Source organism: Pseudomonas persica, from assembly GCF_900291015.1.
Classification (GTDB): Bacteria; Pseudomonadota; Gammaproteobacteria; order Pseudomonadales; family Pseudomonadaceae; genus Aquipseudomonas.
Genome location: NZ_OLKL01000018.1, coordinates 135,217 through 150,890, shown reverse-complemented (window position 1 = coordinate 150,890; position 15,674 = coordinate 135,217). Strand labels below are relative to the sequence as shown.

19 protein-coding genes and 1 pseudogene are annotated in these 15,674 nt (G+C 64.6%); 10 read left to right on the top strand and 10 right to left on the bottom strand.

Annotated features, from left to right (window positions below; genetic code table 11):
• Nucleotides 1–70: 70 nt before the first annotated feature.
• Complete coding sequence (locus tag FQ664_RS09515; protein WP_012271091.1) at nt 71–262, bottom strand: PLDc N-terminal domain-containing protein; 192 nt, start codon at nt 260–262, stop codon at nt 71–73.
• 125 nt (nt 263–387) lie between these two features.
• Between FQ664_RS09515 and FQ664_RS09510 the strand changes: the two genes are divergently transcribed.
• Complete coding sequence (locus FQ664_RS09510) at nt 388–1,326, top strand: ZIP family metal transporter (RefSeq protein WP_178090973.1); 939 nt, start codon at nt 388–390, stop codon at nt 1,324–1,326.
• Nucleotides 1,327–1,387: 61 nt separating this feature from the next.
• Here FQ664_RS09510 and FQ664_RS09505 read toward each other — a convergent pair whose 3' ends face one another.
• Nucleotides 1,388–1,918 (bottom strand): hypothetical protein, encoded by a 531-nt coding sequence (locus FQ664_RS09505; protein ID WP_144171703.1) that lies wholly within the window; start codon nt 1,916–1,918, stop codon nt 1,388–1,390.
• Between the two features lie 60 nt (nt 1,919–1,978).
• Nucleotides 1,979–2,503, bottom strand: coding sequence for an ankyrin repeat domain-containing protein (locus FQ664_RS09500; protein WP_144171702.1), 525 nt, complete (start codon nt 2,501–2,503; stop codon nt 1,979–1,981).
• Between the two features lie 265 nt (nt 2,504–2,768).
• Here FQ664_RS09500 and FQ664_RS09495 point away from each other — a divergent pair, with 265 nt between their 5' ends.
• Complete coding sequence (locus FQ664_RS09495) at nt 2,769–3,041, top strand: DUF3509 domain-containing protein (protein ID WP_144171701.1); 273 nt, start codon at nt 2,769–2,771, stop codon at nt 3,039–3,041.
• Between the two features lie 352 nt (nt 3,042–3,393).
• Here FQ664_RS09495 and FQ664_RS09490 read toward each other — a convergent pair whose 3' ends face one another.
• The 3 genes from FQ664_RS09490 to aroC all read right to left on the bottom strand — a co-directional run bounded on the left by FQ664_RS09490 (nt 3,394) and on the right by aroC (nt 6,308).
• On the bottom strand, nt 3,394–3,930 hold the full coding sequence (locus FQ664_RS09490) for an oxidase (protein ID WP_144171700.1): 537 nt from the start codon (nt 3,928–3,930) through the stop codon (nt 3,394–3,396).
• A complete protein-coding gene (locus tag FQ664_RS09485) occupies nt 3,930–5,084 on the bottom strand; it encodes an MFS transporter (RefSeq protein WP_144171699.1) in 1,155 nt (384 codons plus the stop codon). Before FQ664_RS09485 ends, FQ664_RS09490 begins: the two co-directional genes overlap by 1 nt.
• A gap of 132 nt (nt 5,085–5,216) precedes the next feature.
• A complete protein-coding gene (aroC, locus tag FQ664_RS09480) occupies nt 5,217–6,308 on the bottom strand; it encodes a chorismate synthase (RefSeq protein WP_144171698.1) in 1,092 nt (363 codons plus the stop codon).
• 236 nt (nt 6,309–6,544) lie between these two features.
• Here aroC and FQ664_RS09475 point away from each other — a divergent pair, with 236 nt between their 5' ends.
• The gene (locus tag FQ664_RS09475; protein ID WP_144171697.1) at nt 6,545–7,504 is read left to right on the top strand and encodes an alpha/beta hydrolase; all 960 of its coding nucleotides are present in this window, start codon (nt 6,545–6,547) and stop codon (nt 7,502–7,504) included.
• A 105-nt stretch (nt 7,505–7,609) separates the two neighbouring features.
• On the top strand, nt 7,610–8,392 hold the full coding sequence (locus FQ664_RS09470) for a hypothetical protein (protein WP_144171696.1): 783 nt from the start codon (nt 7,610–7,612) through the stop codon (nt 8,390–8,392).
• Between the two features lie 109 nt (nt 8,393–8,501).
• Here FQ664_RS09470 and prmB read toward each other — a convergent pair whose 3' ends face one another.
• Entirely contained in the window at nt 8,502–9,410 is a 909-nt protein-coding gene (gene prmB / locus FQ664_RS09465; RefSeq protein ID WP_015269350.1) for a 50S ribosomal protein L3 N(5)-glutamine methyltransferase, read from the bottom strand.
• A gap of 180 nt (nt 9,411–9,590) precedes the next feature.
• Here prmB and FQ664_RS09460 point away from each other — a divergent pair, with 180 nt between their 5' ends.
• The 5 genes from FQ664_RS09460 to FQ664_RS09440 all read left to right on the top strand — a co-directional run bounded on the left by FQ664_RS09460 (nt 9,591) and on the right by FQ664_RS09440 (nt 12,370).
• Nucleotides 9,591–10,181 carry a cysteine hydrolase family protein gene (locus FQ664_RS09460; protein ID WP_025338152.1) on the top strand — a complete coding sequence of 197 codons (591 nt, stop codon included), beginning with the start codon at nt 9,591–9,593 and terminating at the stop codon, nt 10,179–10,181.
• Nucleotides 10,182–10,267: 86 nt separating this feature from the next.
• Nucleotides 10,268–10,588, top strand: a complete 321-nt coding sequence (locus tag FQ664_RS09455; RefSeq protein ID WP_144171695.1) for a hypothetical protein — start codon at nt 10,268–10,270, stop codon at nt 10,586–10,588.
• A gap of 173 nt (nt 10,589–10,761) precedes the next feature.
• Entirely contained in the window at nt 10,762–11,322 is a 561-nt protein-coding gene (locus FQ664_RS09450) for a Smr/MutS family protein (RefSeq protein WP_144171694.1), read from the top strand.
• A 70-nt stretch (nt 11,323–11,392) separates the two neighbouring features.
• Entirely contained in the window at nt 11,393–11,938 is a 546-nt protein-coding gene (folE, locus tag FQ664_RS09445) for a GTP cyclohydrolase I FolE (RefSeq protein WP_024086498.1), read from the top strand.
• Between the two features lie 60 nt (nt 11,939–11,998).
• Nucleotides 11,999–12,370, top strand: a complete 372-nt coding sequence (locus FQ664_RS09440; protein ID WP_144171693.1) for a glutaredoxin family protein — start codon at nt 11,999–12,001, stop codon at nt 12,368–12,370.
• 131 nt (nt 12,371–12,501) lie between these two features.
• Here the strand turns inward: FQ664_RS09440 and FQ664_RS09430 are convergent, their stop codons facing one another.
• Nucleotides 12,502–13,104, bottom strand: a complete 603-nt coding sequence (locus FQ664_RS09430; protein WP_144171692.1) for a glutathione S-transferase family protein — start codon at nt 13,102–13,104, stop codon at nt 12,502–12,504.
• Nucleotides 13,105–13,249: 145 nt separating this feature from the next.
• Here FQ664_RS09430 and FQ664_RS09425 point away from each other — a divergent pair, with 145 nt between their 5' ends.
• On the top strand, nt 13,250–14,440 hold the full coding sequence (locus FQ664_RS09425; RefSeq protein ID WP_144171691.1) for a benzoate/H(+) symporter BenE family transporter: 1,191 nt from the start codon (nt 13,250–13,252) through the stop codon (nt 14,438–14,440).
• 142 nt (nt 14,441–14,582) lie between these two features.
• Here the strand turns inward: FQ664_RS09425 and FQ664_RS28225 are convergent, their stop codons facing one another.
• Nucleotides 14,583–15,446 carry a methyl-accepting chemotaxis protein gene (locus FQ664_RS28225; RefSeq protein ID WP_474707141.1) on the bottom strand — a complete coding sequence of 288 codons (864 nt, stop codon included), beginning with the start codon at nt 15,444–15,446 and terminating at the stop codon, nt 14,583–14,585.
• Nucleotides 15,444–15,641 (bottom strand): annotated as a pseudogene (locus tag FQ664_RS28220) (HAMP domain-containing protein); the annotation flags it as partial. The pseudogene FQ664_RS28220 and the gene FQ664_RS28225, both read right to left, overlap by 3 nt.
• Nucleotides 15,642–15,674 lie beyond the last annotated feature (33 nt).

Sequence of the window (15,674 nt, the reverse complement as noted above, 5' to 3'; positions counted from 1 at the left end):
CAATGTGAAAATTTTGTCACGGGGGTGTTGCCGCTTTTGTCTGTTTCGGCCGCTTCGCGGGCACAGCCATTCAGATCCGCACATTCCCCCGCGGCCCGGCAATCGCCCAGATCACCAGGCCCACCACCGGCAGCAAGGCGATCAGCAGGATCCACAACACCTTGATGCCCACCTCGCTGCCACTCTTGATCACATTGAGGATGGCCCAGATATCCAGCGCCAGGATGATCAGCCCGACCAGGCTGTTGAACGTCGACCCCATGCCAAAACTCCTGTCAAAGGCTTTGCTGCACAGCATAGTCAGCTATCAGGGCAATAGAAGGGAATCCTTGGCGATTGACGCAGGTCCCTGAGTAGACTGCCGGTATCCACTGATTCGAGGTTCGCATGCCCCCCGCCCACACCCAAAGCGCCGCCCCACCCTCACTGCTGAACGCCTGGCGCCAGCAGGCCGTGAACACCCCTTGGCTCAGCGCCGGCCTGGGGCTGAGCCTGCTGGCAGTGGTGCTACTGCTGGTCGCCAGCCTGTGGAACGCGGTGAACGGCGACCACGCCGACAACCTGCACCTGGCCATGCTGGGCGGGTTGTCCGGTTTTGGCGCCACGGCGCTGGGCGCGGTGCTGGCGGTGGTGCTGCGCGATGTCAGGGCTCGCACCCAGGATGTGATGCTGGGTTTTGCCGCCGGCATGATGCTGGCGGCCAGTTCGTTCTCGCTGATTCTGCCGGGCCTGGATGCCGCCCGCGAAATTACCGGCAACGGTCCGACTGCGGCCTTTACCGTGGTGCTGGGCATGGGCCTGGGCGTGCTGCTGATGCTGGGCCTGGACCGCTTCACCCCGCATGAGCACGAAAGCACCGGCCCGTGCGGCCCGGAGGCCGAGCGTATCAGCCGGGTGTGGTTGTTCGTGCTGGCGATTACCCTGCACAACCTGCCTGAGGGCATGGCCATTGGCGTGAGCTTTGCCAATGGCGACATGAACATCGGCCTGCCGCTGACCAGCGCCATTGCCATTCAGGACATCCCCGAGGGGCTGGCCGTGGCGCTGGCCTTGCGCGCAACCGGCTTGTCGAGCCTGAAGGCCGCGCTGGTGGCGATCGGGTCAGGGCTGATGGAGCCGCTGGGCGCGGTGATCGGCCTGGGGATTTCGACCGGTTTTGCCCTGGCCTACCCGGTGAGCATGGGGCTGGCGGCAGGGGCGATGATCTTTGTGGTGAGCCATGAGGTGATTCCCGAAACCCACCGTAATGGGCACCAGACGGCGGCGACCCTGGGGTTGATGGGTGGGTTTGCGGTGATGATGTTCCTCGATACCGCGCTGGGCTGAGCTTGCAGCTGCCTGTGCCGGCTTCTTCGCGGGCATGCCCGCGAAGAAGCAAACGCTGAAATCAGATGTGTACGGCGACCTTCAGGGCTTCCAGGGCCGGCTCGACCTTGATGCCCACCGCTGCCCCCAGCTCCAGCACCCGCGCCAGGTCGTTCTGTCCCACCATCACCATCTGCAGCTCGTCATCCAGCAACTGGCTGAAGTTGAGCAGCACATAGCCGCCGGCCTCTTTATTCAACGCACCCATCTGCACCTGGATACGATTGAGCGCGGTCAGCGGCTCGGTGCGGGCCAGTTGCTTGGGCTTGAGGGTGAACGGCACGCTCTGGTCGAACGAATCGCTGATCTGCTGAAACAGGTCCTGGTAGCTGTCGGCCTGGAACACCACGGTGTCCGGCAGGCTGCCCAGCACCACCCATTCGCCCAACGGGATGGGGAAGCTGTCGTCGTAGTTGATGTCGGGGTTGGCCGCCAGGAAGGCGGCAGGATCGGCGTAGGCCTGGGTGGCCTCGGCGGCGATGCGCTCGATGTCTTCCTCGCGCATGCAGCCAGCGCCAATGAGGCTGATGAATTCGAGCAACTGAGTTTTCATGAAAGGGGGCCTGCGACGGGTGAAAAGTCGCCAAGGATAGCCGCAAATGCCCCCTTGCGGTTAGCCGGCCAGCGCTTGCAGGCGTGCTGCGGCGTCCACCGCTCCCATGGTTTGCGCCGCCATCAGTGCGGTGGCACCGCGGGCATCCTGGCGGGCCGGGTCGGCGCCCTGGGCCAGCAGGTAGTCAAGGATTTCGCTGCGGTTGAACATGGCCGCCAGCATCAGTGCGGTGCGGCCATCCTGCGCGGCGGCGTCCACTGGCACGCCGTGCTCCAGCAACAGGCGGATCATGGCCAGGTCCCCCTTGAAGGCGGCACCGGCAATGGGCAACTGGCCGTTGTCGTTGGCAATCAGCGGGTCGGCGCCGTGCGCCAGCAGCACGCGCACTGCGTCGTGATGGCCGTGGTAGCTGGCCAGCATCAGCAGGGTGTCGCCCTTGTGGTTGCGCAAGTTGGCCGGCAGGCCACTGGCAAGCAGGCGGCCGAGCATCTCGGCATCGCCCTGGCGGGCGCGCTCGAACACCTGCTCGGCGAAGGCGGCGGTTTCGTCGTCGGTCATGGCGACGGGCGTGGGTTGGCTGGACATTTGGAACCTCCTGGCAGAAATCGTTGCCCAAGTTTTTGTCAGGCAAGGCGGCCGGGTCAAAGGTTCAGATTCTATCGGGTCGATAGCTAGCCAGCGGACCGTGCAATTTGCACTGTGCAAAATGCACGACCGTGCAGACTGCACGATAGCGCTCCGAAAACATAACCGTAAACGACTGAATTTAAAGAGTTTTTTATAGAAAACATCCTGGCACGGTCACTGCAACGATCGACTTACGTCTGACACGCAACAGCCAGGAGTTGATATGGACCTCATCCAGGAAAAGTTCGTTTCGGTATTTTCGGCCTACCAGGTAAACACCCAAGCCCGCCCCGACGGTGGTGTGCTGCTGACCCTGCGCGCTGCTGATGGCAAGATTACCCGCCGGGTGCTGACGTACGCGCAACTGCACAGTGCCGAGCAGCTTTCCTGGGCGATCAGTGCGATTCGCCGGGATTTGGCCGAGCAGGCCAGTGAGTTGCCGGTAATTTCGATGCTGCAGAGCCAACAGCGGTTTGCCTTGCCGACTTATCGCTGAGGGTTGTATTGCCTGTACTGGCCTCTTCGCGGGTGAACCCGCTCCCACAGGGATCTCACTGCCCTCAGGCTTGGTGTTGCACCTGTGAAATCACCGGTTGACGCTACCCTCAGGCCTGGTGTTGCACCTGTGAAATCACAGGTTGAACACTACCTTCAGGCCTGGTGTTGCACCTGTGAAATCACAGGTTGAACGCTACCCTCAAGCCTGGTGTTGCACCTGTGAAATCACAGGTTGAACACTACCTTCAGGCCTGGTGTTGCACCTGTGAAATCACAGGTTGAACGCTACCCTCAGGCCTGGTGCTATACCTGTGGGAGCGGGTTTACCCGCGAAGAGGCCGGCAAGGCCATCACAACTCGTCGATGCCAAGGAACGCCCGCGCCGTCGCATCCCCGGTAAACCGCGGTTGCACGCCCTGTTCGCTGCCATACAGCCGCAACGCCAGGCAAAACGGCGCATCACCCAGCTCGACCCAGCGCCGGGTCCCTGCCGGCACCACCAACTGGTCACCCTTCTCGCACAACACCGAATACACCCACTCCCCCACCCGCAGGCCTACCTGCGCCCGCCCGCTGACCACGGCAAACACCTCGTCGGCGTCATGCACATGCTCATCGCGCACATCCACCTGCGCCGGGGCTTCCCCATCACGGTTGAGTAGCACAAAGGCCTTGCTGCCATGCGCCGTCATCAACTGGTCCAGGTGCCCCCGACAGGCGCCCAGCACCTCGTCCTGGGCCGTGCCCGGGCGCACCCGCAGGCCATGCTCGGCATGGGCAAAGCGCACGCCGTGCTCGGCCAGGGTGGCGGCGATGTCGTCGTGGTGGGTCAGCACCTTGTTCGGCAGTTCCGGGCTGGAGGGGTGGAAAACGCTGAGAATGCTCATCAGGGACGGGTCCTGGTCGGTTGCGAACAAAGGGCAATGATAACGGCTGCAGCCAAGGCTGCGGCACTGGCCATACCAAAGGTGAAGGTGGGCCCCAGCAGTTTCCAGCTGTAGCCCGAATACAACGCCCCCAGCGCCCCCCCGGTGCCCGACAGCGCCGCATACAGCGCCTGGCCCTGGCCCTGCTGGCGGGCGCCGAAGCTGGCCTGGACGAATGCGATGCTGGCTGCATGGAAGCAGCCGAAGGTGGCCGCGTGCAGCACCTGGGCGAACACCAGCACCGCCGGCTCACCGGCCAGGTTACCCAGCAACAGCCAGCGCAGCGCAGCCAGCACGAAGCTGGCCAACAGTACCCGCTGCACGGAAAAGCGCGCGAAGATGCGGCTCATGGCCATGAACACCAGTACTTCGGCCACCACCCCCAGTGCCCACAGCAAGCCGATGGCACCCCGGGCATAGCCCAGGTGTTCCAGGTGCAGGGTGAGGAAGGTGTAGTACGGCCCGTGGCTGAGCTGCATCAGCGCCACGCAGGCGTAGAACGCGATCACCCCCGGCGCCCGCAACTGCTGCAGGAAACCGCCCGCGCCGCTGCGCTCGCCCTGCTCCACCGGCTGGGCATTGGGCACGAACAGGCTGGCGGCGACGATGCCGGCCATGATCGTGACCAGCGCCACCGGGTAGATATCCAGGCTCAGCCACTCGAACAGCCGGCCCAGGCCGACCACGGTGAGAATGAAGCCGATCGAGCCCCACAGGCGCACCTGGCTGTAGCGCGCGGTTTGCCCGTGCAGGTGGGCCAGGGTGATGACCTCGAACTGCGGCAGCACCGCATGCCAGAAGAACGCGTGCAAGGCCATGACCAGCGCCAGCCAGGCGTAGCTTTTGCCAAGGAAGATCAGGGCGAAAGTGGCCAGGGTCGACAACGCGCCCAGGCGCACGATCAGCAGACGCTGGCCGGTGCGGTCACCCAGCCAGCCCCACAGGTTGGGGGCGATGCAGCGCATGAGCATGGGGATGGCCACCAGCTCGCCGATGCGCGCCGGGGAGAAGCCCAGATGGTCGAAGTACAGCGCCAGGAAGGGGGCGGTGGAACCGAGCAGAGCAAAGTAGAACAGGTAGAAGCTGGACAGGCGCCAGTAGGGGATCGGTTGCATGGGGTGGCCTTGTGGGGACCTGAGCCGGCCTCTTCGCGGGTGAACCCGCTCCCACAGGGAGCGTACGAAGCCTGAGGGCAGCGCTGTACCTGTGGGAGCGGGTTTACCCGCGAAGAGGCCGGTACTGGCGGATCAGAGCTGGCCCAGCACCGGGGTATTCACTTTCACATCGGCATTCTGCGCACGGTGGCGCAGCAGGTGGTCCATCAGCACGATGGCCATCATCGCCTCGGCGATCGGCGTGGCGCGAATGCCCACGCACGGGTCGTGACGGCCTTTGGTGATGACGTCCACCGGGTTGCCGTCGATGTCGATGGAGCGGCCCGGGGTGGTGATGCTGGAGGTCGGCTTCAGAGCCAGGTGGGCAACGATCGGCTGGCCCGAAGAAATACCGCCGAGGATGCCGCCCGCGTTGTTGCTGAGGAAGCCTTGCGGGGTCAGCTCGTCACGGTGCTCGGTGCCGCGCTGGGCCACGCTGGCGAAGCCGGCGCCGATTTCCACACCCTTGACCGCGTTGATGCTCATCAGCGCATGGGCCAGTTCGGCGTCGAGGCGGTCGAAGACAGGCTCGCCAAGGCCCGGCATCACGCCTTCGGCGACCACGGTGATCCTGGCACCCACCGAATCCTGGTCACGGCGCAACTGGTCCATGTAGGCCTCCAGCTCCGGCACCTTGCCCGGGTCAGGGCTGAAGAAGGCGTTCTGCTCCACCGACTCCCAGGTCTTGAACGGGATTTCGATCGGGCCCAGCTGGCTCATGTAGCCGCGCACGGTGATGCCCTGGGTGGCCAGGTACTTCTTGGCGATGGCACCGGCGGCCACGCGCATGGCGGTTTCGCGGGCCGAGCTGCGGCCACCGCCGCGGTAGTCGCGGATGCCGTACTTGTGGTGGTAGGTGTAGTCGGCGTGGGCCGGGCGGAACAGGTCCTTGATCGCCGAGTAGTCCTTGGACTTCTGGTCGGTGTTGCGGATCAGCAAGCCGATCGAGCAGCCGGTGGTGCGGCCTTCGAACACGCCGGAGAGGATTTCCACCTCATCGGCCTCCTGGCGCTGGGTGGTATGCCGGCTGGTGCCGGGCTTGCGCCGGTCGAGGTCGTGCTGCAGGTCGGCGAGGGAGATTTCCAGGCCCGGTGGGCATCCATCGACAATGGCGACCAACGCCGGGCCATGGCTCTCGCCAGCGGTGGTGACAGTGAACAGCTTGCCGTAGGTATTGCCGGACATGGACGCTCCGCGAGATCTGCCTGAAGTGAACGAAAGGGGCAGTATACAGATGGATGGGCTGCCTGTACTGGCCTCTTCGCGGGTAAACCCGCTCCCACAGGATCAGCACAGGCCGGTGTATTGTGGGGGACCTGTGGGAACGGGTTTACCCGCGAAGAGGCCGAACCTGCCATGCGCAGCCCGAGAACCTTCCCGCAAACACCGGGTCAAACCGTCATCTCCCCATGAAGTACCGCATGATGTCGCGCCTGGTCGCCCTCCTCTTCCTGCTGTGCACCGGCCTGGCCCAGGCCGCCCCCACCGTGCTGCAACGCCCGATCGACCTGGACACCGGCCAGGGCGTGCTGCACGGCAGCCTGCTGCTGCCGGAGCAGGCCACCCCGCCACCGGTGGTGCTGATCATCGCCGGCTCCGGCCCCACCGACCGTGACGGCAACAACCCGGCGTCAGGCCGGGTCGACAACCTCAAGCGCCTGGCCCTGCTGCTGGCCAACGAGCACATCGCCAGCGTGCGCTATGACAAGCGCGGGGTGGCCGCCAGCCAGCCGGCCACGCCCGACGAGCGTGACCTCAGCGTGGAGCGCTACGTGGCCGATGTGGTCGCCTGGAGCCACAAGCTCAAGGCCGACCCGCGCTTTGGCCCGCTGATCCTGATCGGCCACAGCGAGGGCGCACTGATCGCCAGCCTGGCCGCCGAACAGGCCGGCGCCAGCGCAGTGATCACCCTGGCCGGCAGCGGCCGGCCGCTGGCCGAGGTGCTGCGCGAACAGCTGGCCCAGCGCCTGCCGCCGGCACAACTGGCCGGTGGCAGTGCCCTGCTCGAGCGCCTGCAGGCCGGGCAGACCAGCCTGGAGGTGCCGGCGCCGCTGCGCCAGGTGTTCCGCCCCAGCGTGCAGCCCTACCTGATTTCGCTGTTCCAACAGAACCCGGCGGCGGCCTTTGCCCGCCTGCCCATGCCCGCACTCATCGTGCAGGGGCGCAACGATGTGCAGGTGGGGGTGGTCGACGCCGAACGGCTGAAGGCGGCCAAGCCGGATGCGCAGCTGGTGCTGATCGATGGCATGAACCACATGCTGCGCATCAGCCCCAAAGCGATGAGCCAGCAACGCGACAGCTACCTCAACCCCGAACTGCCGCTGGCGCGGGAGCTGGGCGAGCAGATTGTGACATTTATCCAGCATTTGCCTTCTGCCTGACCCTCAGGTCTTGGCCGGGACGGCCGATAATTTCGGTATTAGCGGAACTTTGGGGGCGCTGGCGCGCCCCATCGCCGGCAAGCCCGTACCCAAGGACAAACCCTGATGACAACCACTCCCGTCGCCGCAGAGCCGGCCGAAGAACCTCAGGAAAGCCCTGCCCTTCCTTGGGCCGAGCTGACCGCCGAACACTTCCAGCTGCTGCGCCTGGCCGCCCTGCCCACTGACCGTAGCACCGGCGCACGGCCGCTGCGCTTTGTGCAATTTGGCTATGCCGAGCGCCACGACAAGGCTCACAGCCTGCTGCGCATGGAAATCAAACTGCCGGGCCAGAAGGTACACAAGGAACAGAACCGCCTGGACATCCGCGTCGACCATGCCGAACGCCTGGTGCGCATCGGCGGTGATCATGGCCTGCACCTGGAACCGTTGAACCGTGGCCTGGGCCGCTTCCTGCTGGCCCAGGCCGCGCAGTGGCTGCAGCGCAAGTGGTCGCACTACCGGGTCGAGGGCATGGCGTTGCCGAGCAAGGATGCGCTGAACGAAGACTCGCGCCTGCGCCGAGACCACTGCCTGCGTGGGGTGGGTATCGAGGTGGAGTATGAAGACAGCCAGCACCTGAAGGGCCGTACCGTGGAAATGACGGTGGGCCAGCTCAAGGGCGCGTGGAACAGCGAGCGCCTGCAGCGGGTGGAGATACTGGATGCTGCCAGCCTGCTGCAGCAGGCTGACCAGCAGTTGCAGGAGAAGGAAGGGCAACTGCGCGAGCGCGATGAGCGGATGGCCAAGTACCGGCGTGAAGACAGCGGGTTGCGCTTTACCATTACCTGCCTGGTGGCGTTTGCGGTGTTCCAGGCGGGGTTGCTGATCTGGATTGCTACACGCTGATACCGCGTCGCCTGCTTCGCGGGTAAACCCGCCCCCACCGGGATCGCGTCGCACCTGAGGGCAACGCTATACCTGTGGGGGCGGGTTTACCCGCGAAGAGGCCCTGGAATCAGACCCGGGCCTTGAACAGCTCCTGATGCTGGCGGCACTGCTCGGCGGTGAGCATGAACACCCCATGCCCGCCGCGCTCGAATTCCAGCCAGGCAAAGTCCACCTCGGGGTACAGCGCCTCGACATGCACCTGGCTGTTACCCACCTCGACAATCAGCAAGCCCTTGTCGGTCAGGTGGTCAGCTGCTTCGGCCAGCATGCGCCGTACCAGGTCCAGGCCATCGTTGCCGCAGGCCAGGCCCAGCTCGGGCTCGTGGTGGTACTCGGCCGGCATGTCGTCGAAGTCCTCGGCATCGACATACGGTGGGTTGGACAGGATCAGGTCGAAACGCTGCCCCGGCAAACCGCCAAAACCGTCGCCTTGCACGGTGTACACGCGGCCGTCCAGGCCGTGACGTTCGATGTTCTGGTTGGCCACCTCGAGCGCCTCGAACGACAGGTCGGCCAGCACCACCTCGGCCTCGGGGAACACGTCGGCGGCAACGATGCCGATGCAGCCAGAACCGGTACACAGGTCGAGAATGCGCGCCGGCTCGCTCGCCAGCCACGGCTCGAAGCGTTTCTCGATCAGCTCGCCAATCGGCGAACGCGGCACCAGCACGCGTTCGTCGACGATGAACGACATGCCGCAGAACCAGGCTTCGCCCAGCAGGTAGGCGGCCGGCACGCGTTCTTCGATACGGCGCTTGAGCAGGTGCTGCAGGCGTACCCGCTCGTCGTCCTCGAGCATGCAGTCCAGGTAGCTGTCGGCCACTTCCCACGGCAGGTGCACCGCCCCCAGCACCAGCAGGCGGGCCTCGTCCCAGGCGTTGTCGGCACCGTGGCCGAAGAACAGATCGTGCTCGTGGAAGCGGCTGACCGCCCAGCGGATATAGTCGCGCAGCGTGCGCAGGCGGGATGTGATCACGGGGTACTCCTAATTCAGACCGGACAAAAGTCTAACAGCCCCACCCGCACATTTGTTCCTTTGCCTTGCCCAATGGCTAGCCACAAGCCAGTAACCATGCAGCTTACGTTGTCAACCATTCCCATTGGCGCCAAGGCAGGGGAGAATAGGTATACAAAAGCCCTATCCAAGGAGCCCTTGATGTCCGTTCCAACCACGATGTTCCGCCTCACTGGCCGCGACTACCCGCCGGCCAAGCTGAGCCACGCCAGCCTGATCATCATCGATGCGCAAAAGGAGTACCTCAGCGGGCCCCTGGCGCTGTCGGGCATGGACGAGGCCGTGGCCAACATCGCCAGGTTGCTCGACGCCGCGCGCAAGAGCGGCCGTCCGATCATCCACGTTCGCCACCTGGGCACTGTCGGTGGTCGCTTCGACCCGCAAGGTCCGGCCGGCCAGTTCATTCCGGGGCTGGAGCCGCTGGAAGGCGAAATCGTCATCGAAAAGCGCATGCCCAACGCATTCAAGAACACCCAGCTGCATGAGACCCTGCAGGCGCTGGGCCACCTGGACCTGATCGTCTGCGGCTTCATGAGCCACTCCAGCGTCAGCACCACCGTACGCCGTGCCAAGGACTATGGTTACCGCTGCACCCTGGTGGAAGACGCCTCGGCGACCCGCGACCTGGCATTCAAGGATGGGGTGATCCCGGCCGCGCAGATCCATCAGTGCGAAATGGCCGTGATGGCCGACAACTTCGCTTGCGTGGCCCCCACCGCCAGCCTGATCTGAGCGGCTGGGCACAACCGCCCGGCAGCCGGGCGGAACCCGATGGACGGCAGCAAGTCGAATTCCGGATATCCACAGAGGAGAGCGGAATGAAGCTCAAAGGCAGTTTCGACGCCAAGCGCCTGCGCCCGCGCCAACCGCGTAACTGGGGCGCCCGGCTGGCGGCCGGCCTGTCAGCCCTGGTGGCGACCCTGGGCGTGCTGCTGGCGATGGCCGGCATCGCCGGCCTGCTGGGCAACTACCCTGCCCTGGCGGAACTCAATGCCAACAAACCGCTGGCCGGCATCCTCACCGGGGCTGGCTTGCTGCTGCTGTGGCTGGGCGTGCGCTTCTGGCGGCGCAGCCGTATTCGCCTGCGCCGGGGGCGCGAGCTGAACCTGTCGCCGCATCTGATGAAAAAACACGATTGATGGTTTTGTGTCGCCTGTGCGGGCCTCTTCGCGGGTAAACCCGCTCCCACAGATACCCCACGTCCTCAGGTCCGGTGATATCCCTGTGGGAGCGGGTTTACCCGCGAAAGGGCCCGCACAGGCTGCACACCGCCCCACAGTCGCGTAAACTACGCCGCCCACGTGGAGGCATCATGCAAGACGACGATTTTTCCCTGTTCAAGGCCGAAGTGCGCGGTGTCAAACCGATCAGGCACGACCGCGCCGAAGTCGGCAAGCCCAAGGCCGACCGCCAGCAGCTGGCCGGCCTGCGCCAGGCGGCGAGCGTGCGCAGTGACAAGGCGCTGGTGATCGACGGCATGTCCGACCAGTTCGTCATCGACGTTGGCGCCGAAGACGAGCTGCTGTGGCGCCGCGATGGCGTGCAGGAAGGCCAGCTGCGCAAGCTGAAGCTGGGGCAAATCCCGTTCGAGGGCAGTCTCGACCTGCACGGCATGACCGTGGAAAAGGCCCGCGAAACCCTGTGGGATTTCATCGCCGAAGCCACCAGGCTGGAGGTGCGCTGCGTGCGGGTTACCCACGGCAAGGCCGCGCGCCTGGATGGCAAGCGCCCGATGATCAAGAGCCACGTCAACACCTGGCTGCGCCAGCACCTGCAGGTGCTCGGTTTTGCCTCGTGCAACGCCCGCCACGGCGGCACCGGTGCGGTGTATGTGATGCTCAAGCGAACCATGCTCGAAGGCCGCGACGAGTAACGTCGAGCTTGCAGCGCCGCCCTCACCGCCGTACCCTTCGTTTTTGCGATTTTTTCCCACAGGTAGATCCATGTCCCTGGAACAGAACTACACCGAGATCCTCAGCCAGATTGGCGAGGACGTCTCCCGTGAGGGCCTGCTCGACACGCCCAAGCGGGCTGCAAAGGCGATGAAGTACCTTTGCCGCGGTTATGAGCAAACACTGGAAGAAGTCACCAACAACGCGCTGTTCAGCTCTGACAACAGCGAAATGGTGCTGGTCCGGGACATCGAGCTGTATTCGATGTGCGAACACCACATGCTGCCATTCATCGGCAAGGCGCACGTGGCCTACCTGCCCAAGGGCAAGGTACTGGGCCTGTCGAAGGTGGCGCGCATCGTCGACATGTACGCCCGCCGCCTGCAGATTCAGGAAAACCTCAGCCGCCAGGTTGCCGAGGCCGTGCAAAAGGTAACCGGTGCCGCCGGTGTGGCCGTGGTCATCGAAGCCAAGCACATGTGCATGATGATGCGCGGTGTCGAGAAGCAGAACTCGACCATGATCACCTCGGTGATGCTGGGTGAGTTCCGCGAAAACGCCGCCACCCGCAGCGAGTTCCTCAGCCTGATCAAGTGATTGGCTGCTGTGACCCAAGCCGACCCTCCCGGGTCGGCTTTTTCATTTCAGGAGTTGCCCATGATCGTCAAAGCCCTGCGGGTTGGCCTCGGCCAGCTCATCGTATTCGGCGACTGGATCAGCCGCCCGGCCAAGCGCAAGCGCGACGCCGCCGCCCAGGCCCGCGTCGAGCAAGCGGCCAGGGACCTGGCGCTGTACCAGTTCCACGCCTGCCCGTTCTGCGTCAAGACCCGCCGTACCCTGCACCGGTTGAACGTACCGGTGGCGCTGCGCGATGCCAAGAACGACCCGGTGCACCGCCAGGCCCTGCAGGAAGGTGGCGGCCGGGTGAAAGTGCCGTGCCTGCGCATCGAAGAAGCGGGCAAGGTGACCTGGATGTATGAGTCCAAGGCCATCATTGCCTACCTCGATGAGCGGTTTGCGTCGGCCTGACAGCTTGTAGATTTCCTGTACCGGTCCTTTCGCGGGTAAACCCGCTCCCACAGGTACTCCACTGCCCTCAGGTCCTGTGATGTCCCTGTGGGAGCGGGTTTACCCGCGAAGAGGTCGGCACAGGCTAAATACTACCCCACCATCGGCACATGCCGCGGGTGGCTGCCGACCCGCTCCAGCCAGGCCCTCACTGCCGGATAATCGGCCAGGTCGAACCCACCCTGCTGCGCCACATGGGTGTAGGCATACAACGCCACATCGGCAATCGAATACTGCTCGCCGACCAGATACGGCGTCATCTGCAGCTGCCGCTCCATCACCCTCAACGCCTTGTAGCCGCCCTTGTGCAGTTTGCGGTACTCGTCCAGGCGCTCGTCCGGCAAGCCCAGGTAAAACTGGATGAAGCGCGCCACGGCAATGTATGGCTCATGGCTGTACTGCTCGAAGAACTGCCACTGCAACACCTGGGTACGCAGGCGCGGCTCGGCAGGCAGAAACTCGCTGCCATCGGCCAGGAAGTTGAGAATGGCATTGGATTCCCACAGGTAGCTGCCGTCTTCCAGCTCCAGCACCGGCACTTTGCCATTGGGGTTCATCGCCAGGAACTCGGGCGTTTCGGTCTCACCCTTGAGGATGTCCACCGGGTGCCATTCATACGGCCGGCCCAGCAGGTTCAACATCAGCTTGACCTTGTAGCAGTTGCCCGACTGGTAGTCGCCATAGACCTTGTACATCGCCCTTCCACTCCCAAGCAGTTCTGCATTTGCGCCCAATAGTTGGCGACTGTACGGCTAAAAGCAATGGCCGCTGTATGGCAAGGATCAACCTTGCTCGCTGTAGTCTGAAAAAACTGCTTACACCTTTACAAGGATTTTGTTCATGACCGATGCCACTTTCGCACGCCTGCGGCCCCTGGCGGACAGCTCCCCGTCGGCGGTTGTCGCCGGCTTTATCGCCATGCTCACCGGCTATACCAGCTCGCTGGTGCTGATGTTCCAGGCCGGCCAGGCAGCCGGGCTGACCAGCGCGCAGATTTCGTCATGGATCTGGGCGTTGTCGATCGGCATGGCGGTGTGCAGCATCGGCCTGTCGCTGCGTTACCGCACGCCGATCACCGTGGCCTGGTCCACCCCCGGCGCCGCCTTGCTGATCACCAGCCTGGGCGGGGTCAGCTATGGCGAGGCGATCGGCGCCTACATCACCTGCGCCGTGCTGGTGCTGATCTGTGGCCTGACCGGCAGCTTCGAGCGCCTGGTCAAGCGCATCCCGGCCTCGCTGGCCTCGGCGCTGCTGGCGGGCATCCTGTTCAAGATCGGCAGCGAAATCTTCGTTGCCGCCCAGCACCGCACCTTGCTGGTACTGGGCATGTTCTTCAGCTATTTGCTGGTCAAGCGCCTGTCGCCGCGTTACTGCGTGCTGGCCGCATTGCTGGTGGGCACGGCGCTGTCCGGCGCGCTGGGCCTGCTGGACTTCAGCGGCTTCCACCTGGAAGTGGCCAAGCCGGTGTGGACCACGCCAAGCTTCTCGCTGGCGGCGACCATCAGCATTGGCATTCCGCTGTTCGTGGTGGCGATGACCTCGCAGAACATGCCTGGCGTGGCTGTGCTGCGTGCCGATGGCTACCAGGTGCCGGCTTCGCCGCTGATTTCGGCCACCGGCTTTGCCTCGCTGCTGCTGGCACCGTTTGGCTCGCACGGGGTCAACCTGGCGGCAATCAGCGCGGCGATCTGCACCGGGCCGCATGCCCATGAAGACCCGGCCAAGCGTTATACTGCGGCGGTGTGGTGCGGGATTTTCTACGGCATTGCCGGGGTGTTCGGCGCGACCTTGGCGGCGCTGTTTGCGGCGTTGCCGAAGGAGCTGGTGTTGTCGATTGCGGCGCTGGCGCTGTTCGGCTCGATCATGAACGGGCTGACCGTGGCCATGAGCGAAGCGCGTGAGCGGGAGGCAGCGGTGATTACCTTCATGGTTACCGCTTCGGGGCTGACCTTGTTCTCGATTGGCTCGGCGTTCTGGGGGATTGTGGCGGGGGTGCTGGCCTTGATGATCCTCAACCCGCGCAGGGCTTGAGTTTTTTATAGCCTGAACAGGCCTCTTCGCGGGTAAACCCGCTCCCACAGGGCTCACACAACATTCACCCCTGTGGTATTCCTGTGAGAGCGGGTTTACCCGCGAAGAAGCCGGTACAGGCAACACAAAGCCCAGGCCCGGATCACAATCTGAAATGCCCCACCATCCCCTTCAGGTCGGTACCCAGCTGCGCCAGATCGATACTCGACCGGGCATTATCCTGCATCGCCAACGCCGCCTGATCGGCACTGCCGCGAATCTGCGTGACGCTGCGGCTGATCTCTTCCGCCACCGAGCTCTGCTGCTCGGCCGCCGCGGCAATCTGCTGGTTCATCTGCTGGATCAATGATACCGCCGCCGCAATGCTGCCCAGCGCGCTTTCGGTCTGCAGCGCATCGGCCACCGCCAGGCGCACCAGCTCGGTACTGCCGCGAATCTGCGCCACCGACTGTTGGGCATTGCCGCGCAAACTGGCCACCAAGGTCTCGATCTGCTCGGTAGACTGCCGGGTACGCCGCGCCAGCGCCCGCACCTCATCAGCGACCACGGCAAAGCCGCGCCCCTGCTCACCCGCCCGGGCAGCTTCGATAGCGGCATTCAGCGCCAACAGATTGGTCTGCTCGGCCACGCTCTTGATTACTTCCAGCACGTCGCCAATGGTGTGGATCTCGGCACTGAGGCTGTCGATACCGGCGCTGGCCGTCTCCGCCGCCGCCGCCAGTTGCTCGATGCGCTGCATGCTCTGGCGCACCACCTGCTGCCCGGAATCAACCTTCTCATCCGCAGCCTGGGCCGCCTGCGCGGCCTCCTCGGCATTGCGCGCCACATCGTGCACGGTGGCGGTCATCTGTTGCATGGCGGTGGCCACCTGCTCGGTCTCTTCCTTCTGGCTACCCACCTCGCGGTTGGTCTGCTCGGTCACCGCCGACAGCGCCTGCGCATTGCCGGCCAGTTGCTCGATGCCCTGCTGCAAACCGCCGACAATGCCCGACAGGCCCGCCGCCATCTGCTGCATGGCCTGCATCAGCTGCCCTACTTCGTCACGGCGTGGCGCCTGGGCGTCAAAGCCCAGCTCGCCGGCAGCAATGCGCTGGGCGCGGGCAATCACATGCTTGAGCGGCCCGACCACGGCGCGGGTGATCAGCCAGGCGGCCAGCACCCCCACCAGCAGTGCCAATGCCGTGGCCAGGCCGATGGCCATGGCATTGCGTTGCAGTTCGCCCTGCAGGGCCTG